The following is a 20,580-nucleotide window of genomic DNA, read 5'->3' as shown; positions in this document are numbered from 1 at the left end:
AATAAAGATATTGATTAAAATTAGCTGTTTCTTATAAATACATTTTTAGCACCATTTTTGTGCAAATCATAAATCTCACGATCTATTTTGCTTCATTTTAGCGCTCATTTAATTAAATGGATCACTCACTTCATGCTCTACAGGTTTCTTTTCAGTTGCAACGCCACTCGATTCTTTTGTCCCAGAGGATGTTTGAGTGGTTGAATTTGATTTTTGCACATCAACAACCTTGCCCGAGGCATCACGACGAGTAATTGTCGTCTTGGTGGTTTCATTGTTTGCACCAGAAGAATTGGTCAATGATGATAAAGCTGATTTGGCTTGAGCCAATACAGTTTCATCGACCACTGGCAACGGGGCTGACTTCAATTTAACTTCATAAAGTTTATTGGCGCTTGCCATTTCATCTGCGCCTAAATCATTCACCAAAGCGCTATACTTCTCAAATTGAATTGATTGAGGATGTATCGATGCAGGCAATTTGAGGTTTAACTGTTGTAATTGCGCTTTCGCCTGATCATCCGTTTTAAATAATCCATAAGCTAAAACATACTGTTCTGTTTGATTTTCGCCACTTAAACGGAAATAGATAAAATTTTTACGATCGGCTTGTTTTTGTAAAAAACTTTGAATGACATCTTCATTTGAAGCTTTGAACAATTCGATTGTCCATGCCTTTTTATTCTCTTGAAAAAACTTTGTTCCACGAAATTCAGCATCGTGATTACCTGCAGTCACCACACGAGTGGTCATTTCAAGTGGACGCACCTCATCCATTAAAGCGCCCAAATGTGCAGTAGCCGCCACTTTTTCTGGTTGAATCTGGACTTGGGTCTCTTCAATCGGATTTTCTACAGTGACCAATTCTTTAGTATCTGTGACTGCCCAAAAAATCACGGCAATCACCAGACACAGCAATCCACCAACCAACCAAATATATTGTCGAATATTTTGCCAATTTGTACGAATTGCTGCCATTTGAACACGAACCTTTTTCTATATTTGATTTGCTAAAATCGCTTGTTTCATCAACTCAACGTCAAAATCATTGGTAATGACAGCTTGCCCGAGTTGTTTCATCAATATTAAACGAAGTTGACCATTTAATACTTTCTTATCATGCGACATATAAGCCAAAAATTCATCTAATGGAATTTGTGGACATGCTACAGGTAATTGCGCACGTTGTATGATTTTTTTTGTACGCACTAAATCATTAAATGAAATCCAGCCCATACGATGAGATAAATCAGCAGCCATCACCATGCCCGTTGCAACCGCTTCTCCATGCAACCACACCCCATAACCGAGATAAGACTCAATGGCATGACCAAAAGTATGCCCTAAATTTAACAGCGCACGCTCACCTTGTTCTTTTTCATCATTGGCCACAATGCGAGCTTTATGTGCACAAGAACGATAGACGGCTTCTGCCAATAACTCGGGATCTTGAGCAACTAAACCATCCATATGTGCTTCTAGCCAAGTGAGAAATTCCACATCTCCCAACAGCGCATACTTAATGACTTCAGCCAAACCTGCTGAAAGTTCCCGTGCAGGTAGGGTTTTCAATTGTGCCATATCAGCCAGAACCACTTGAGGCTGCTGAAATGCACCAATCATATTTTTACCGAGTGGGTGGTTAATTCCTGTTTTTCCACCGACACTTGAATCCACTTGGGACAACAGTGTGGTTGGCACTTGAATAAAATAAACACCGCGTTGAAAACAGGCTGAGGCAAAACCAGCCATATCCCCAATCACACCGCCACCCAAAGCCAAAACCGTACAATCACGGTTAAAACCAGCCTCAAGTAAAGCATCAAAAATCAAGTTGAGATGTTCAATATTCTTGTATTTTTCACCATCTGGTAGGACACATGTTGCAACTTGCTTACCCAATTGTTGAATCGCTTCAACATAATGCGATAAATATAAAGGCTGAACAGTACTATTGGTCACTACCATCACTTGACGACCTTTAATATAAGGTTCAAGTAACTCTTGAGGATTTAAATGACTTCCAATAAAAATTGGATAGCGACGTTCACCCAGTTCAACATGTAAAGTTTGCATGATCCTGCCAAATAACAATGAATAAGAATTTACCGATTAAACAATTTCTTTTGAAACAATCAACTGCAATATTTTCATTGCCAAGTCTCGTGCAGCCCCCTGATTGGTTTCAATAATATAATGTGCAACATCTCGATACAATGGATCACGAATTTTAAGCAGATCTCTTAATTTTTTTTCTGGATTTTCCACTTGCAACAAGGGACGATTTTTATCTCGATGTGTACGCAATAATTGAATTTCTACAGGTGTATATAAATAAATCACAATACCCCGATGCTTGAGATATTCACGATTCATGGCTTGCGTTACAGCCCCACCGCCTGTCGCAACAACTAAATTCTTTTTGGAGGTTAAATCATCAATGACGATGGTTTCTCTAGTACGGAAACCTTGTTCACCCTCTTTTTCAAAAATCCAAGGAATGGATGCACCTGTTTTTCTTTCTATTTCATGATCGCTATCTAAAAAATCACGACCTAACAGTTCCGCAAGATGCCGACCGACTGTTGTTTTTCCCGCTCCCATGGGCCCTACCAAATAAATATTTGGCAGGGTTTCAAACTCTTTGCTTGGCAAGGAGTCACCTATCGAATTGCTTTCATTGAAACTATATTAATGATTTCTCGTACGACTGTCATTAACAATTCTTGGTGTCACAAAGATTAGCAGTTCACGTTTGTTCTCTGTTTTGGCATCTTTTCGGAATAAACGCCCTAAATAAGGAATATCTCCCAAGAATGGCACTTTAGTTTGGCTCGTGGTATTTTCTTGCTCAAAAATCCCACCCAAAACTACAGTTTCACCATTATCCACCAAGACATTGGTATTGATTTCATTCTTATTCAGAATGACCTCACCATTCGGGGCAATACCACCTCGAGAATCACTGGTAATATTAAGCTGCATTTGTACTTTACCATCAGGGGTAATACTTGGCGTCACGTCCAGACTTAATAACGCATCTTTAAATGATGTGGTTGCTGTTGCTGTACCACCAGCTGTTGATACTGTTTGATAAGGAATTTGTTGACCAGATGCGACTTTAGCCTTCTGTTTATCCGCCGTCATGACTTTTGGTGTTGAAATCACCTCACCATACCCATCAGATTGCAAAGCAGATAACTCCAAGTCCAACATAAAATCAGACAAACTGATTAAACCAAAAGCAATTTTACTTGCTCCAGCTGTTGTAACCCCAAGGTCTACATTCAGGTTATCAGGTCGTGTAATGGTATATTTTCCTTCATCATCAGGTGTTTTTAAATCCCAAAGCGTTTGGTCGCTCCCCCCCACCAAAAGGTCATTATTTTTGGTGATGCCTTGAGATAAAATACCCCATTTCACCCCCATCTCTTTGGTGAAATCCGTTGTAGCACGTACAATTCGTGCTTCAACCATTACTTGTTTTACTGAAACATCAAGGAGATCAACCATTTTACGAACTTTATCAATATTATTCGCAGTATCATTAATAATAAGTGTATTTGTTCGTATATCAGCTACTGCACTGCCTCTTGAACTCAATAAACTTTCCAAGGCCAAAGAATCTGTATTGCTTGTCCCATTCGCTTGAGCACCTTTAGGATTTCGAGAGTCCTCTAATAATTTCAAGACATCAGCAACTTTTGCATAATTTAGATTTATATATTCTGTTTGAATAGGTGCTAATTTTACACTTTGCGCTAATGCTTTTGCTTCATCCTCTTCGGCTTTAATTAACTCAGTTACAGGCGCAATCCAAATCACACTCCCATTACGGCGTTTATCCAAATTCTTTGTTTTAAGGATAATATCTAAAGCCTGATCCCAAGGCACATCTTTCAGACGCAAGGTAATATTGCCTTGTACCGAATCAGCAGCCACCATATTGATTCCCGTAAAGTCTGCCAATAACTGCAACACTCGACGGACTTCAATATCTTGGAAATCTAGCGATATTTTCTTGCCTGTATAAGATTGGCTTGAACTTGGGCGAGCCACCTTATTTTCTGCAGGTCGTTTCAAGCTGACGGTTAATTTATTTTCAGCTTGGAAAGCCATATATTCATAGCTACCCGATGATTGAATGGTGATGACACCATTGGAACCCTCGTTATAAGCGTCTACGCTAGAGACAGGTGTTGCAAAATCATTGACATTTAAACGACGCAATAAATGTGTAGGTATTTTATTTCCCAATGTTCGAATAACGACCTTACTACCTTGCTGCTGAACATCCACTGGGGTATTTGCACCCGAAAGACTCACAATTACTTGTCCTTCGCCAGTATTTCCACGTTGGAAGCCAATATCAGCAATCCCTTGATTTTGCTTATTGACCGTCGGAGATACATAACTCGGTAAGCTCGGTGCTTGATTGGCATTATTAATTTTTAAAATAAAAGTATTGCCTTCAACACGTGTTGTAAAAGCACCACTATTTTTTAAATTTACCGTTAACCGAGAACGTTGATCATCTGCAGCGACATCGACTGTTGAAGCCTCCTCACTCGCTACGGGAATAGATGCTTGGCTAATATTTTGTTTAGCATTGTCAAAATCCAACACTAAACGAGATGGATTATCCAATTGATAGGCTTGTGGCTGCGGAGGAAGACCATTAAACATGACACGAATTTCTGTACCTTGCCCCGGTATTTTCATCGGAACAATGTTAGTCATCGTGGTTTGTGCTGCTACAACTTGTGTAATTGCAATTGCGACCGTCGCCATAGTAAATTGACGAAGTTGACTATTCATAAACTTACCATCCCCAATCAAGATATTTTTCAAACTCTTTTTCATTTTTATTCCTTTATTCCGTTTTAATCCACTGGACCAATTAGAACTAGACTGCGTGGTCTTTCGATATAACCGTCTCGACCATCTGGAACAATTTCCAATAAATCAATACGGGTCGGTGTAATTTCAATAATTCGACCCTGATTCATCCCCATGTAATTGCCCAGTTGAACACGTTCAATTTCACCATCTGGTGTTTGGATTAATCCTACCGTTTGTCCTGCATTGCCCTTCATGCTTCCTTTCAGTGTCAACGACTCTAAAGGATAACTTTCAAGTGGCTGCGGTTGTCTAGAGAAATTCGGATACACTCGTTTTCCTGACATCACCTTTAATTCATTTGCCAACGAACTTGGTAAGAATGGACTACGCAATTGTTGTGCAGAATAATTAAAACTTGGCACAGGATTAAATACAGGTGCTGGTTCAATCGGCAAAGGTGTTTGACTACGAATATTTGCCATTTCCTGATTGACGGCATCAATCCTAGAGTCACAACCAACCAACAACAAAGTGAATGAGATTCCACAGATTATTTTATTGTGTTTTTTCATTGTGGTGTCCCTCCTTGCTGTGGTGTCGATGGTGCAGCTGGATTTGTCTGATTCACAGTTTTTTGAGCTTTCTGTTCATCAGCACCAATATAGCGATAGGTTTTTGCCTTAATGGTATAGTCAATCACAGGGACATCAGATTTTTTATCCTGACTGGCAGTTCCTGTAATGGTAAAATCATGCAAAGTAACAATACGTGGTAAAGCAGCGACACTACTGACGAAAGTACCAAATGAGTGATAGTCTCCTGTCGCATCAATGGAAATAGGTTGTTCAATAAAAAACTCTTGCTTCACTTCAGGTTCAAGTCTGATATTTTTAAATTTTAGCCCTGAACTCACCCCAGTCACGTTAATATCTTCAACCAAACTTGGAATTTCAGTTTCTTTTGGCAACTGTTCCAGTTGTTGATTGAAATTAGCTTCCATTTGCTGTAACTGAGCTTGATATTGTTGCAAATTTCGTAACTTAGAGTCTTTTTCTTTAAATTCATTCAGTAGATTCTGTTCAACTGTGCGTGCCTGATCAATTGCATCCAGCTTCGGTCTCACCGCAAGAAAATAGCCAATTGCACAAACCACAAAGAACAAAAATATCCAACAAGTAATTTTTACCGATAGCGGCCAACTACCATAGTTGTTCATATCCAAAGTATTGAACTGTTGAAAAAATTTCTCAACTGTCATTTTATTCTTTTTTGGAGCATCGTTTACTGATGAATCTAATTGCTCAAAATCTTCACGACTCATTTCGCACCCCCAGCAGCTGGAACTTGTTCAGCCTTTGTTGCACTATCATCTGCTACAGAAGCGATTTCCCCTAAATCTACAGTGACCACAAAGCTTCCATAAGACTCTTCTACTCGAGGAATCACGGATGTTTGTGCTTGATTTTTATTTTCTTCTGCAGCCAGGAACGAATTCATAAAGGCATTTCTATACCATTCAGAAGCTTCCAAACCACGCAATAATTCAGCAACGGTATTCGGACTTTCAGCTTTACCTTCGATGGTAAATTTATCCCCAACACGACTGAATTTCGTGATGTACATTTGTGCTGGAACGACACGAACCAATTCATCAACCAAGCGAACAATCACAGGACGTTGTCCTTGTAAACCTTGAATCAACTTCATTCGCTCAATAATGGCATTACGACGCTCTTGCAATCCATCTAAAGTTTTTAATTGCATATCTAAGTTTTGATTGGTACTGGTTACCAACTGATTGGCTTGTTCTTGATCCTCAAGTTTATGATCAAAATAAAACCATGCTAATAACACAGTTGCTAATCCAATCAATGCGACACCCACACAGATTGCCACAAATTGCTTCTTTTTCTGTTCTCTTAGCTCATCACGCCAAGGGAGTAAGTTAATCTTTGCCATTAATCAAAACTCCTCAACGCTAAGCCACATGCAACCATAAGTGATGGTGCATCATTTTCTATTTTTCTTAAGTCAATTTGTGGTGAAAAACCCATTTGTAAAAATGGATTTGCAATGGTGACGCGATAACCAAGTTTTTGTTGTAATAATTTTGCCAGCCCAGGGATATTTGCATTTCCGCCTGCCAGCAAAATATGATCAATCTCATTAAATTGTGAGGAGGAGAAGAAGAATTGTAATGAACGTGCTGCTTGCTGGACCACAGCTTCTAAAAACGGCATTAACACTTCAGTTTCAAAATCATCGGGTAAGGTGCGGTCTTTCTTGGCACGACCTGCTTCCTCATAAGATAAACCATAACGATTTTGCACATCTTGTGTCAGTTGTTTGCCCCCAAACACCTGCTCACGCGTGTAAATAATCTTACCTTTTTGCATCACAGACAATGTGGTCATGGTATGACCAATATCTAAGATCCCAACAAGATTAACCCCGATAGGTAAAGTATCTGAAAAGACATCGAATGCACGTTCTATGGCATAGCTTTCTACATCTGCAATTTTAGGAGATAAGCCTGCAATTTCCAGAACTTCAACACGAGACTCAATATTTTCAGCACGTGTCGCCACCAAAAGTACATTCACTCGATTCGGATTGGCTAACTTATCATTCAATACTTCAAAATCTAAGCTCACTTCATCCAAAGGAAAAGGAATATATTGTTCAGCATCCATTCGAATCTGAACTTCTCTTTCCTCATCGGACATATCTGCATCCATTTCTATGATTTTATGAATCACCATAGAAGTAGGTACAGCAACAGCTACATTTTGCGATTGAGGGTTAGCAAGATTGACTGCTCGCTCTAATGCATCTGCAACTGCTTCTGGATTGAGAATGTTTTTTTCAACCACACTCCCATCAATCAGCGGACTTAATCCATAACTTTCAACCCAGTAACGACCGTTCTTAACAGAGAGCTCTAAAATTTTTACAGTAGTAGAACTAATATCTACTCCTACCAACCCCTTATTTTGCTTACGATATAGTCTAAGCACGATACATTTCCTATTATTTTTTTATCCCCAACAAATAACACAAACTAGCTGTATTTGGTCTTAATTTTTTACAGATACAATATCCCATCTAACAATCCATCACATGAGAAGCTATACTGACCACAATTAGTTTGCCATTAGCTATTATTAAAACTTACTTGTTATGAAAAAGCTATCTTGTTCAGGTCATATTCATCCCTTTTTTTTGCTGATTATTATTATCTTAGTCGCAATTCCGATGGGCTTTTATGGAATGTACCTATATATTGCCCCATCTCTGCCAGAAATGAGCTCTTTAAAAAAAGCGCCATTATTAAAACCTTTACAAGTTTACTCGGCAGATAATCAATTAATTGCTGAATATGGTGGCAAGCTTTCTGTGCCTGTGGAATACGATCAGATTCCGCCGCATTTCATTCATGCTTTCCTTGCTGCCGAAGATTCATCTTTCTTTGAACATAGCGGAATCAGCTTTAAGGGCTTAGGTCGTGCATTGAGTGAAAGTGTGACTGGATCAAATGTACAGACAGGTGGTTCGACCATCACCATGCAGGTTGCCAAGAACTATTATCTATCACCTGAACGTACTTTGAAGCGTAAATTGACTGAAGTATTTTTAGCCCGAAAAATAGAACAAAACTTATCCAAAGAAGAAATCTTATCTTTATATGTCAATAAAATTTTCTTAGGTAAAAATGCCTATGGTATTGCTGCTGCAGCAAAAATTTACTATGACAGAAGCTTAGATCAGCTCAGTATTGCACAAATGGCGATGATTGCTGGTTTGCCTAAAGCGCCTTCTAAATATAACCCTGTTGTAAACCCTGAACGTGCATTAGAGCGTCGTAACTGGATTTTGGGACGAATGCTTCAGCTAGGCTATTTGAAACAGGCTGAATATGAAAAAGCGGTTGCTGAACCGATTAACTTAAGCATGCCAGATCGCGGTTTAAGCAATAAATTTCCTTATGTCGGTGAAATGGTTCGCGCTGAATTGGTTGAAAAGTTTGGTGAACAAGCGATTGATTCGGGTTATAAAGTCTATACAACTGTTAATAGCCAGCGTCAGCAATATGCTGAAGATGCTGTACAAAAAGGTTTAGAAGATTACGACCGTCGTCATGGTTGGCGTGGTGCTGAGGCACATGACAAGCCACTCAAAGATTTTATTCCTTATGCCAATACATACCCTGCCGAAGTAATTAAAGTGGGTAGCAATACCTTTGAAGCCAAAATGCAAGATGGTTCAACGGTAACCGTCCCTTGGTCAGGAATGTCTTGGGCAAGAAAATACATCAATGCCAACGCTGTGGGTGGTGCACCCAGTCGTGCCTCGCAAATTGTTTCAGTGAAAGATATCATCCGTTTACGTCCCAATGACAATAAAACGGCTTGGTCTTTGGTGCAAACCCCGAAAGTCCAAGGTCAACTTATTGCTATCAATCCAAATGATGGTTCGATTGAAGCTGTGGTCGGGGGGTACAACTTCTATCAATCGAAATTTAACCGTGCATTACAAGGTTGGCGCCAACCAGGCTCCACCATTAAACCCTTTGTTTACGCACTTGCCCTTGAACGTGGTATGACACCTTATACTATGGTCAATGACAGCCCAATTACGATTGGTCGTTGGTCACCAAGAAACTCCGATGGTCGTTATTTGGGCATGATCCCATTACGTCGTGCCTTATATTTGTCTCGTAATACAGTATCTGTACGCTTACTACAAAGTGTTGGTGTCGAACGTGCACGACAATTACTAATGGACTTTGGGTTACAAGAAGATCAGATTCCGCGGAACTTCACCATTGCCTTAGGTACACCACAAGTACTTCCTGTACAAATGGCAACAGGCTATGCAGCTATTGCCAATGGGGGATATCGCATTCAACCGCATTTTATCAGTCGTATTGAAGATGCTTTTGGTAAAACCATCTATGAAGCAAGTCCTGAATATGCGTGTATTCCATGTATTAACCAAAAAAATCAGACAGTTGATGCCGAAGTCACCCCAGATGATGAAGTGATTGAAGGTGCCAATCTCAGTGTTGATGATGCAGCAACATCTTTAAGTAAAGAAGAGCAAAGTAAATATCGTCAAGCCCAACGTATTTTAAAATCACAGTCGGCCTTCGACATGGCAAATATTCTTCGTGATGTAATTGTACATGGTACAGGTCGTGCTGCACTTAAGATTGGTCGTGATGATATCGGTGGTAAAACAGGAACAACAAATGATGCTAAAGATGCTTGGTTTGCAGGGTTCAATGGTAAATTGGTTGCCATTGCCTGGGTAGGCTTTGACCAACCATCTACATTAGGTCGACGCGAATTTGGTGGTATTGCTGCACTTCCAGTTTGGACCAGCTTTATGGATAAAGCTTTAAAAGGCACGCCATCGGCTTGGGTACACTTTGATAAAGATGCTAAAGCACCAATTTCACGTGAACAACGTCATCAAACTCAAATTGATGACCAAACTCAAAACGAAAGCTATGGTTCATCTCCACCTTTAGCCCGTCCAATCTTTAGACCAGCTCCAGTTGCTCCAACACGTAACGCGTCCAATGATTTTGATGATTTACCTGATGAGGGTAATGATCTGCCGTTAAAGCCGAATAAAGCAACACCGCCTGCGATGAATCAAGGTGCTGCAAAACGGGAACAAGACTCGCTTGAAAATTTGATTAACGAAGTTCAATAGTCAAATTTCATCATAAAAAATGCCATCAATAGATGGCATTTTTTATGTCGATTAATTGGCTATTTTTTCTGGAAAATATACATCTGAAATGCAGCTTTTAATTCAGTTTGCGCTTGTTGTTCTAAAACCATACGCTTTTCAGGTTTTGCTTTATATGCATAAGGTGTCATAGCAATCAGATTTTTTAATTGTGCTTGATTTAACTCAAAAGTCGTTTCCACAATCGGTTGCTCAATCAAATCAAAATGCGCTTGTAATTGCTCAACAAACTTATGCGGATCATGCATTTTTACTTCATCAAATAAACCTTCACGCATTGCATACAAATGCTCAGGCGCAGGCGTAACCACGATGAGATAAGCCTGAGGCTTAAGGACTCGCAGGATTTCCTCAATAGGGATTGGGCTAAACAAACTGGTACATAGATCTATGGATTGATCTAAAACTGGTAATGTCGCTCCTGTTCCCACAATCCAAGTCACTTTTTTATTGAGCTTTGCAGCCACCTGTACTGCATTTTTCGCAATATCTACCCCAACACATTGCATCACCTCATGTTGCATTGCATCAGTATAGTAGCCTTCACCGCAACCGATATCCAACAGATTTTCAATACGTAAATCTCGAATTTTTTTTACGATTGCTTGTTGTAAAGGTGCATAAAATCCATCACTGAGAAAAGCCCGTCGCGCTTGTACAGATTCAACAGTATCCCCTGGATTTTTACTGTGTTTGTGTTGTACCACATGTAAATTGACATAACCTTGCTTTGCGACATCATAACTATGATGATTTACACAGCGCCAAGTTCGACCTGATAGGCTTAACCCCTCACGGCATACAGGGCACATCAATAAATTCATCGTATTCTCCACAAAATATAGTAAAAGCCAATAAAAAAGCCGGCAAATGCCGACTTCTTCAACTGACTTTGGCTTATCGTAATTTTAATGTCATTAGACCTAAAACTACCAGCATAATTGTAATAATCCAGAAACGGATCACCACTTGAGTCTCACGCCAGCCTTTCTTTTCATAATGATGATGTAAGGGTGCCATCAGGAAAACACGTTTATTACGCATACGTAGCGATCCGATTTGCAAGAATACTGAAATCGCTTCAACAACAAATACCCCACCCATGATCGCGAATACTATTTCTTGACGAACCATCACTGCGATTGTACCCAACATCGCACCTAGGGATAATGCCCCTACATCGCCCATAAAGACTTGTGCAGGGTGTGCGTTATACCATAAGAATGCTAAACCAGCACCAATCATCGCAGCACAGATAATCACCAATTCAGATGTATATTTCACATAAGGAATATGTAAATAATTGGCAAAGCGGACATCACCTGCCAAATAAGCAAAAACACCTAAACCAGCCGCAACCAAGACAATTGGCATGATCGCCAAACCATCCAAGCCATCAGTTAAGTTCACCGCATTTGAACCACCATTAATGACCAAATAGGTGAAAATAATAAACCCAATCCCCAATGGAATTGCAGACAATGGAATACTCAAATTCTTAAAGAATGGAATCAACAAATCCAACATATTGGCTGTATGTATAGGGTTATCCTGCTGAGTTGCAATTACATACAATGCAATACCTGCTCCCAGTGAACCGACAGATGTCCAAAAGAATTTTTTCTTAGCAGGCAAACCAGCATTGTCTTTATAACGAACTTTAATCCAGTCATCTGCCCAGCCAACTGCACCAAAGATCACCATAACCATTAAAACAATCCACACATAAGGATTGGATAAGTCTGCCCAAAGCAAAGTACTAATCCCAATGGAGAGTAGGATTAAAATCCCGCCCATGGTTGGTGTACCCATTTTCTTGGCATGATTTTCAGGTGCAAACGAACTGACTGCTTGACCATATTTGAGTGCTTGTAGTTTACGAATCATCACTGGACCCAAAGCCCAACCAATCGCAAGTGCAGTCAATACACTGAGCAATGCGCGTAACGATAAGTATCGAACAACTTGGAACGCATTTTCATAACCCGCCAAGTGTTGAAATAACCAAAACAGCATTAAACTTTCTCCATCAAATCAGCCATCAACGTTTCCATATGGGTATAACGAGAACCTTTAAATAAGAAACTCATGGACTGGGGTTGATGTGTTTTTATTAAACTTAATAATAAAGGCAAAGCTTGTTCTTGATTCAGAAAAGCTTGTAATTTTTTACCATATTGAGTGCTTCGAGCACCTTCTTGTGTTGCAGGAGCAAACTCGCCTACAGCGACAACAAAATCAATACCACTCACTGAAACGAGATCACGACCTAGCATGTAATGCTGTTGAGCCGCAGTATCTCCCAGCTCTCCAATATCCCCGATGACCATGACTTTAATTCCTTGCTGTTGTGCAAGCACCTCAGCTGCGGCACGCATGGACGTTGGATTGGCGTTGTAGGTATCATCAATCAATAAATGATTATTTTTTTGAATAAAGTTTAGACGCCCTTTAGCCCCTTGTGCAGACTCTAAACCAGCAACAATATCCTCTAAAGCGATACCGATTGCTAAGGCGAATGCTGTTGCAGCCTCTGCATTATGTACATTGTGTACACCTGCAAAAGGCAAATTAACCAATTTGGAGCCTTGTGGTGTATTGATGGTAAATATTGCTGATTGTGCAAGCAACTGAATATCTGTTGCAAAAACCTCACCACCATCCCCAAAACTCAAACAATGTTCTGTCTGTGTAGCTTGACGAATCGTATCAGTGAAATCATCAGCCGCAGGAATAATAGATGTTCCTGTTTGATCAATATGGCGATAAATTTCAGATTTAGCACGACAAATTCCATCGCGACCGCCAAACTCACCTAAATGTGCAGTGCCGATATTGAGAATACCCGCCACCTGAGGTTGTACCAAGTTTGAAGTATAGTCAATTTCACCTTGATGGCTTGCACCCAGCTCCATGACTGCATATTGATGTTCTGAACGCAGTTCCAAGAGCATCATTGGCACACCAAGATCATTATTTAAATTACCACGAGTAATCAAAGTCGGAGCTAAACGTGTAAGGATACTACCCAACATTTCTTTGGTGGTGGTTTTACCACTACTGCCAGTCAGTGCAATCACTTTTAATTGAGGATGCTGAGCGCGACGATACGCACCTAAATGTCCCAATGCCAAACGGGTATCTTCAACAACCAACTGACAAATATTGGCTTCAACAGGATGGCTGACAATCGCAATTTGGCAGCCATTTTCAGCCACTTGCACAACAAAATCGTGTGCATCAAAACGTTCACCTTTAAGCGCTAAAAACACATCACCCAATTCAGCATGGCGTGAATCAGTTAAAATACGTTTAATTTCACCTTGTGGTACTTGATCTAAATACCAATATCCTTGAGTTGCTTCAGCAAGTTCTGTTGCTGACCATGGCTCTAAAGGTACAGTACTCGTCGTCGAGGTATGCATCGTTTATTCCTACTGAGCTGGATAGGCTGAATTGGTTTTATGGTGTTGCGCATCTATAGCAGATTGCACTTCAACAACATCATCAAACCAATGACGCACCCCATCTATTTCTTGATAGTTTTCATGTCCTTTGCCAGCAATCACCACAATATCGCCTGCTTGGGCATGCTTGACTGCATATTTAATCGCTTCACGACGATCACGAATCTCATGCACCTCGTGCTGGCTAAAATCGATATCTTGTTTCATGTCGGCAAAAATTTGTTCAGGATTTTCAGTGCGTGGATTATCTGATGTCATCACCACAGGGGTGGCTTGTTCCAATGCTGCTTTGGTCATCAAAGGACGTTTACCACGATCACGATCACCTCCACAACCAAATACTGCCCAAAGTTGATTTTCAACATGGCGCTTTAAAGTTTTTAATACTTGGGTTAATGCATCTGGCGTGTGGGCATAGTCGACAACAAATAATCGATCCTGATCACGAATGACTTGCATTCGTCCTGGTGCGCCTTTTAACTTTGGTACTTGTTCAATCAACTGTTTTAAATCAAAGCCTGCTTGCTCAGCGACAATTAAACTTGCCACAAGGTTTTCAATATTAAAATGCCCAAGCAATGGGCTATGTACAGTAAATTCGCCTTTGGCTGTTTTTAAGTGAAAAACTGCACCATCCAAGCTGTATTTAATTCCAAAGACCTGATAATCAGCAGCTTTAGAAGTCGAATAAGTCAATACTTTAGGGTGCGACAGATTACTGCTCGCAGCATTCATCATCAAATCAGCATGCGCATCATCAATATTAATAACTGCGACTTTTAACGAAGACCATTTAAACAATAAAGATTTTGCTTCAGCATAGGCTTCAAGTGTCCCATGATAATCCAAATGATCACGGCTTAAATTGCTATAGGCAGCAATTTCGATATCACAACCATTCAAGCGCCCTTGCTCCAAGCCATGAGAACTCGCTTCGATTGAAGCAAATTCAGCACCTTGTAAGGCAAAATCATGCATTAGATTTTGTAAATGCAAAGCATCTAAAGTGGTATGCGAGGACGCTTCCAAGTGCGGTAAAATACCATTACCTGTTGTCCCCATAACCGCACATTTTTTATTTTGCAATGTCAACAACTCAGCAACCAAACGCGAAATCGTTGTTTTACCATTGGTTCCAGTGACAGCCAAAACGCGTACCGCTTGTACAGGTGTTGTTGCTTGTAAATATTGTTTTTGCCATTGTCCCATCAATCTGCGAACTTGAGGACAAACCAATGCTGGTGCAATCCCTAAGTCCGTTTCACTAATCACTGCCAATGCACCTTTATCCAAAGCCGCCTGAGCAAACTGTCGTGTTTTTTCAGGTTGAGAATAACTGGTTAATGCAATAAAAATCTGTCCGTGCTGAACATAGCGACTATCTAGAGAGAAACCCTTAAATGGCTCAGACATCCAACTTTGTATATGGTCTTGATCACGACCATTGTGATAAATGTCTTGAAAATTAATCATCATGATTTACCTATCGCGTCGCCTTTGCCGTTTCAAGCGGCTTGTCCAAAGGCACATTCATTAAACGTAAAGACTCTTGCATAATTCGAGCAAAAACTGGTGCTGCAACCAGACCACCATAATATTGACCACGAGGATTTTCCACCACCACAATAATCGCTAATCGAGGATCACTAATCGGCGCGACACCTGCAAATAATGCACGATATTCTGTATTTGAATAACCTCGATGATCAGGACGCAGCTTATGTGCCGTTCCTGTTTTACCACCAACACGATAACCTGGAATATTGGCTTGTTTTGCGGTTCCGCCTGGCATAGTCACTTGCTCTAACATCAATAAAACTGAATCAGCAATTTTAGGATCTAAGACCTGCTTCCCTTTGGGCTGGTCATTGAGTTTATAGAGACTTAATGGATATTCCACACCATGATTGGCTAACATGGCATAGCCTTGTGCCAACTGCAAAATCGTCGCATTTAGACCATAACCATAAGCCATTGTGCCGATTTGCGATGAATTCAATTTCTCAGGAGGAAGCACCAAACCACTACTTTCACCTGGGAATTTCACCGCTGAACGCTGACCAAAACCGACCTTTCTAAAGAAGCTAGGTAACGTTTCTTTCGGCAAAGACAAGGCAATTTTTGCAGAGCCCACGTTAGATGACTTGATAATCACACCAGTAACAGTCAGTGAACCATAGTTATGCGTATCACGAATGGTATGAGAACCTAAACGCATTGAACCCGGGCTGGTATTAACTACAGTATTTGGCGTATATTGACCACTTTCCAACCCAGCAGCAATCGTAAAAGGCTTCATGGTCGAACCGGGTTCAAACATGTCGATTGCCCCTCGGTTACGCATAGCATCTTTATTATTTAAACCATTCTTATCGTTGGGGTTATAAGATGGCCAACTTGCCATTGCCAAAATTTCGCCCGTTTTAACATCTACAGCGATTGAAGATGCAGAGCGCGCATTGTTTGCCACACCTACAGCAGTCAACTCACGATACATAATATATTGCAAACGTGAATCTATACTTAAAGTGATATTTTCGCCTGCTTTAACCTCTTTGACCACTTCTGGCGTGCTAATACGGTTACCGTGCTTATCCCGTGAGATTTTTTGCTCACCATCCTCACCTGCAAGACGTGAGTTTAATTGCATCTCCAAGCCTTCAATCCCGGTTCCCTCACTATTGGTTAAACCAATAATCTGAGCATTGGGTTGAGGTTGTGGATAATAACGTTTATAGGTTTTCTCAGCATACACCCCTGCAAATTTATGCTGGGTAATGAAATCTGCCTGAGGCGGTGGAACTTCTTTTTTTAACACCAAATAGCGTGAGCGAGGACGTTCATTCAAACGTTTCTTTAAATCTGCACGATCAATGCCTACCGCATCAGCCAATTCATCTAAATTTAAATTTTCATCCGGTAACTGACGTTTCAATTTTCGACTATTTGGCGTTTTTTGTAATTCAGCTGTGATGGTGTCAAATTGCTTTTTGGTCTCAAAATACTCTCGTGGATCGATCACCACTTTCATGATCGGAGAGCTAATCGCCAAAGGCACACCATGGCGATCACTAATCACACCACGCATGGCTTTCAACGTTTCTGTACGCAAAATATTGGCATTGGCTTTATTTTGCAAAAAGTCTTTATTAATTACTTGCACATAAAATGCACGACCAACCAGACCTACAAAGCATAGTAGAACCACGCCCCACATAAGATAAAAACGCCACATATCGATAGATGCGGTACTTTTCTGGGTAATGGACGGCTGCTTTTTACGCGGTTGCCGAGTCTGTTTAGTTTGCTTATCTACCATACAGATGCCTTACTTCTTCTGCTCTGATTCACTTGGTAATGAAATGACAACTGTTTGTGCAGCTGGCGGTGAATACATTCGGAGTTGCGTTACTGCACGCGTACCAATTTGTGCTGTCGCACCAAATGTCTGTTGTTCAATGAGCAAACGCCCCCACTCTGCATTGATATCTTCGCGCTCACGCATATAACTATTTAAATCACGAAAATCATGACGATAAGCAAAAACTTGTAACACCACCATAAAAGCGCTGATCAGTACTGCGGCAACCATAAGACCATAAACAATTGCTTTTTTGACAGCTAGTTTACGACTTGATTCTTCTATAATTTCTTGTTTCATTATGCGCCTTTTTGTTCTAATCGCTCTGCAACCCGGAGCCAAGCACTACGTGAGCGAGGATTCATCTTGACTTCTTCCTCACTGGCACGAATTCTGTCTATTTTTTTCAGTCGACGAGTATCTTGTACTTTTTGCGGTAATCCCCAACCATTATCTTCTGCTAAAGTTGATTCTTTTTGAATAAATTGCTTAATAATTCGGTCTTCAAGTGAATGAAAACTTATCACGGCTAAACGTGCATTTGATTTTAACAAATCTACGGCTTGAGGTAAAAAGGTATGTACATCATCCAGCTCTTTGTTAATTTCTATACGAATGGCTTGGAAAGTTCGTGTTGCCGCATGCTTATTCTTTTCCCACTTTGGATGCGCAACTTTAACAATTTCTGCTAATTTTCCTGTGGTTTCAATATAACCGGCTTGTTTAATCGCTTTGGCAATACGACGGCTGTAACGTTCTTCACCATATTGAAAGATGATATTCGCCAAATGTTCTTCTTCAACATCCAGCAACCACTCAGCAGCGGTTTGCCCTTGAGAATTATCCATACGCATATCAAGTGGTCCATCATGCATAAAACTAAAACCACGTTCAGCTTGATCTAACTGAGGTGATGACACCCCTAAATCTGCCATAATTCCATCAACTTGATAAATATCCAATTGATTCAATTCTTGTTGTAAATCTGCAAAACTTGCATGAATAATTTTAAATCGAGGATCTTCTTTTTCAAGCTGATATGCCACTTCGAGTGCTTGAGGATCTTTATCAAAAGCATATACTTTGGAGTTTTCATCCAACTTAGAGAGCAATAAACGGGTGTGACCGCCACGCCCAAACGTCCCATCCACGTAAATTCCTGTATTGCGCCCTGCAAGTAAAGCATCGACAGTTTCATGTAGTAATACAGAAATATGAGACATAATTAGAGTTTCAGTTTAAGCAAAAAAAGTAACTGCACATTATTACCTTGTTTTGTTAAAGCTCCAAACGACTTTTTGTAGGGAAATATTACTTTTTATAGAGAAAACCGTTTTTCCTGTGTTTGAAACAAAAAATAGGGCGAAAAAACAACAAAAGCAATGCTACAAAGTTACCGTGCTTGCTTCATCATTTTCACGTCATGATTTTCAAAATGTTCAACGACTCGCCAACCATGTTGAGCATAAAACGTACAAGCACGGCTTCTTGCATCAGTTTCCAAGCAAATTTCTTGAAAATATTGAAATAAAAAATCTTCCGCTTTTTTAAGTAATGCTGTGCCAATGCCCTTTGCTTCAAAATCGGGATAAACAAACATTGCAAAAATACTTCCCTCATCTTGATCTGCTATTGCAAATCCACATACCTGATCATTCAATTCAGCAACCCAAACACAAGAACAACTGTGAATTAACTCAGATATGGTTGCTGTCGTAATACCTAACTCAGTCAATTCTGTTCGTGATAAATGATTCTCTTTGACTGAGGTTCGAATATCAAAAATTGTTTCAATGTCATTGGCTACCGCCAGTCTGATTTGGATGCACATAATTTCAAGTTATTGTTCAATTTGAACTGAGTCTAACCTATTCATTGATGAATAAAAAAACCTCCTTAAGGAGGTTCTTCATCAAATCAATTACCGCTTAACGTTTGGTATTATAAATCTGATCGAAAACACCGCCATTTGCAAAATGTGTTTGCTGCGCTTTCGCCCAACCACCAAATACTTCATCAATGGTGAAAGTTTTTAATTCAGGAAATTGTTTCGCATATTTTGCTAAAACTTTTGCATTACGTGGACGATAAAAATGACGTGCTGCCATATCCTGACCAATCGGGGAATATAAATAATTGATATAGCCTGTTGCCAACCACTTATTGCCATTCTTCTCAACCGTCTTATCTACAATCGCAACAGAAGGCTCAGTCAGAATCGACATAGACGGATAGACGATATCAAACTTATTGCCTGTGGCTTTTTTACTGACCATGGCTTCATTTTCCCAAGTCAATAAAACATCACCAATGCCACGTTCAGCAAAGGTGGTCATGGATGCACGTGCAGCAGGATCCATTACTTTCACGTTATGATACATCTTGGAAACAAACTCACGCGCTTTCGCATCACCACCACCTGGTTGTTTCAATGCATAACCCCAAGCTGAAAGATAAATCCATCTTGGCAATCCACCCGTTTTCGGATTCGGTGTAATGATTTGCACACCCGGCTTGGTTAAATCTGTCCAGTCTTTGATACCTTTAGGATTACCCTTACGCACTAAAAATACAACCGTTGAAGTATAAGGTGCTGAGTTGTTTGGAAACTCTTTTTCCCAACCCGGGTTAATTTGACCCGACTTTACAATTTCATTGATGTCGTTGGCTAGAGCCAGAGTCACTACATCACCTTTTAAACCATCCACCACGGCACGTGCTTGCTTTCCAGAACCGCCATGTGATTGTTTAAAATCCACAGTTTTTCCTGTACGCGCTTTCCAATATGCACCAAATGATTTATTAAACTCATCATAAAACTCACGAGTTGCATCATAAGACACATTTAAAAACTCACGATCAGCCGCATGAGTGACTTGAGTTGTGCCTGTAAATCCAGTTGCAATAATCACAGCACTTAAAAGTGCTTTAAAATTCTTTTTCATATGAGCGCCGCAGCAAATTTAAAATTATTCTAAATATATGAAATAAGCCAATAAACATCAATCAAAAGCATAAAGATACAAGATCGAATGAGGAGCAAAAATAAATGATGATTGATATTGATGATTTTTTTCAATTCATTGAGGTTTGAAATTGCCAGTTTAATTTTATTTTGATCATCTTAGATAAAAGATAGAAAACCAAAAA

General features: G+C 40.0%; 18 protein-coding genes. 1 reads left to right on the top strand and 17 read right to left on the bottom strand.

Annotation, left to right across the window (positions count from 1 at the left end; all coding sequences use genetic code 11):
- Positions 1 to 108: 108 nt before the first annotated feature.
- From AAV97_RS09035 to AAV97_RS09000, 8 genes are read right to left on the bottom strand one after another with little or no spacing between them, the layout of a single operon-like run.
- Positions 109 to 978, bottom strand: a complete 870-nt coding sequence (locus AAV97_RS09035; protein ID WP_005034336.1) for a hypothetical protein — start codon at positions 976 to 978, stop codon at positions 109 to 111.
- Positions 979 to 996: 18 nt separating this feature from the next.
- A complete protein-coding gene (gene aroB, locus AAV97_RS09030; RefSeq protein ID WP_005034338.1) occupies positions 997 to 2,076 on the bottom strand; it encodes a 3-dehydroquinate synthase in 1,080 nt (359 codons plus the stop codon).
- Positions 2,077 to 2,112: 36 nt separating this feature from the next.
- Positions 2,113 to 2,655: a shikimate kinase AroK gene (gene aroK / locus AAV97_RS09025; protein WP_046760388.1), complete on the bottom strand. Its 543-nt coding sequence runs from the start codon at positions 2,653 to 2,655 to the stop codon at positions 2,113 to 2,115.
- Between the two features lie 36 nt (positions 2,656 to 2,691).
- The gene (gene pilQ, locus AAV97_RS09020) at positions 2,692 to 4,863 is read right to left on the bottom strand and encodes a type IV pilus secretin PilQ (protein WP_046760387.1); all 2,172 of its coding nucleotides are present in this window, start codon (positions 4,861 to 4,863) and stop codon (positions 2,692 to 2,694) included.
- Between the two features lie 20 nt (positions 4,864 to 4,883).
- A complete protein-coding gene (locus AAV97_RS09015; RefSeq protein ID WP_005034344.1) occupies positions 4,884 to 5,414 on the bottom strand; it encodes a pilus assembly protein PilP in 531 nt (176 codons plus the stop codon).
- A complete protein-coding gene (locus AAV97_RS09010; RefSeq protein ID WP_004825387.1) occupies positions 5,411 to 6,163 on the bottom strand; it encodes a type 4a pilus biogenesis protein PilO in 753 nt (250 codons plus the stop codon). Before AAV97_RS09010 ends, AAV97_RS09015 begins: the two co-directional genes overlap by 4 nt.
- Positions 6,160 to 6,801 carry a PilN domain-containing protein gene (locus tag AAV97_RS09005; RefSeq protein ID WP_004825390.1) on the bottom strand — a complete coding sequence of 214 codons (642 nt, stop codon included), beginning with the start codon at positions 6,799 to 6,801 and terminating at the stop codon, positions 6,160 to 6,162. The genes AAV97_RS09010 and AAV97_RS09005 overlap by 4 nt, the downstream gene beginning before the upstream one ends.
- Entirely contained in the window at positions 6,801 to 7,859 is a 1,059-nt protein-coding gene (locus tag AAV97_RS09000; RefSeq protein ID WP_009587163.1) for a pilus assembly protein PilM, read from the bottom strand. The genes AAV97_RS09005 and AAV97_RS09000 overlap by 1 nt, the downstream gene beginning before the upstream one ends.
- Positions 7,860 to 8,022: 163 nt before the next feature.
- On the opposite strand from AAV97_RS09000, the gene ponA reads away from it, so the two are divergent.
- Complete coding sequence (gene ponA / locus AAV97_RS08995; protein WP_046760386.1) at positions 8,023 to 10,563, top strand: penicillin-binding protein PBP1a; 2,541 nt, start codon at positions 8,023 to 8,025, stop codon at positions 10,561 to 10,563.
- A 59-nt stretch (positions 10,564 to 10,622) separates the two neighbouring features.
- On the opposite strand, the gene AAV97_RS08990 is transcribed toward ponA, so the two are convergent.
- The 9 genes from AAV97_RS08990 to AAV97_RS08950 form a co-directional block, all read right to left on the bottom strand.
- Positions 10,623 to 11,426: a putative RNA methyltransferase gene (locus tag AAV97_RS08990; protein WP_005034349.1), complete on the bottom strand. Its 804-nt coding sequence runs from the start codon at positions 11,424 to 11,426 to the stop codon at positions 10,623 to 10,625.
- A gap of 73 nt (positions 11,427 to 11,499) precedes the next feature.
- Positions 11,500 to 12,618: a phospho-N-acetylmuramoyl-pentapeptide-transferase gene (mraY, locus tag AAV97_RS08985; RefSeq protein WP_046760385.1), complete on the bottom strand. Its 1,119-nt coding sequence runs from the start codon at positions 12,616 to 12,618 to the stop codon at positions 11,500 to 11,502.
- A complete protein-coding gene (locus tag AAV97_RS08980; protein ID WP_042089097.1) occupies positions 12,618 to 14,027 on the bottom strand; it encodes a UDP-N-acetylmuramoyl-tripeptide--D-alanyl-D-alanine ligase in 1,410 nt (469 codons plus the stop codon). Before AAV97_RS08980 ends, mraY begins: the two co-directional genes overlap by 1 nt.
- 9 nt (positions 14,028 to 14,036) lie before the next feature.
- Entirely contained in the window at positions 14,037 to 15,545 is a 1,509-nt protein-coding gene (locus AAV97_RS08975; RefSeq protein ID WP_046760384.1) for a UDP-N-acetylmuramoyl-L-alanyl-D-glutamate--2,6-diaminopimelate ligase, read from the bottom strand.
- 7 nt (positions 15,546 to 15,552) lie between these two features.
- Positions 15,553 to 17,388: a penicillin-binding protein PBP3 gene (gene ftsI / locus AAV97_RS08970; RefSeq protein WP_005034358.1), complete on the bottom strand. Its 1,836-nt coding sequence runs from the start codon at positions 17,386 to 17,388 to the stop codon at positions 15,553 to 15,555.
- A gap of 9 nt (positions 17,389 to 17,397) precedes the next feature.
- Positions 17,398 to 17,730, bottom strand: a complete 333-nt coding sequence (locus AAV97_RS08965) for a cell division protein FtsL (RefSeq protein ID WP_004825406.1) — start codon at positions 17,728 to 17,730, stop codon at positions 17,398 to 17,400.
- The gene (rsmH, locus tag AAV97_RS08960; protein ID WP_009587168.1) at positions 17,730 to 18,653 is read right to left on the bottom strand and encodes a 16S rRNA (cytosine(1402)-N(4))-methyltransferase RsmH; all 924 of its coding nucleotides are present in this window, start codon (positions 18,651 to 18,653) and stop codon (positions 17,730 to 17,732) included. The genes AAV97_RS08965 and rsmH overlap by 1 nt, the downstream gene beginning before the upstream one ends.
- 170 nt (positions 18,654 to 18,823) lie before the next feature.
- Positions 18,824 to 19,261, bottom strand: a complete 438-nt coding sequence (locus tag AAV97_RS08955) for a GNAT family N-acetyltransferase (RefSeq protein WP_046760383.1) — start codon at positions 19,259 to 19,261, stop codon at positions 18,824 to 18,826.
- Between the two features lie 97 nt (positions 19,262 to 19,358).
- The gene (locus tag AAV97_RS08950; RefSeq protein WP_046760382.1) at positions 19,359 to 20,375 is read right to left on the bottom strand and encodes a sulfate ABC transporter substrate-binding protein; all 1,017 of its coding nucleotides are present in this window, start codon (positions 20,373 to 20,375) and stop codon (positions 19,359 to 19,361) included.
- Positions 20,376 to 20,580 lie beyond the last annotated feature (205 nt).

The organism is Acinetobacter sp. Ag2 (genome assembly GCF_001005515.1).
Taxonomy (GTDB): domain Bacteria; phylum Pseudomonadota; class Gammaproteobacteria; order Pseudomonadales; family Moraxellaceae; genus Acinetobacter; species Acinetobacter bereziniae.
This window is presented reverse-complemented; position numbering and strand designations above follow the sequence as displayed.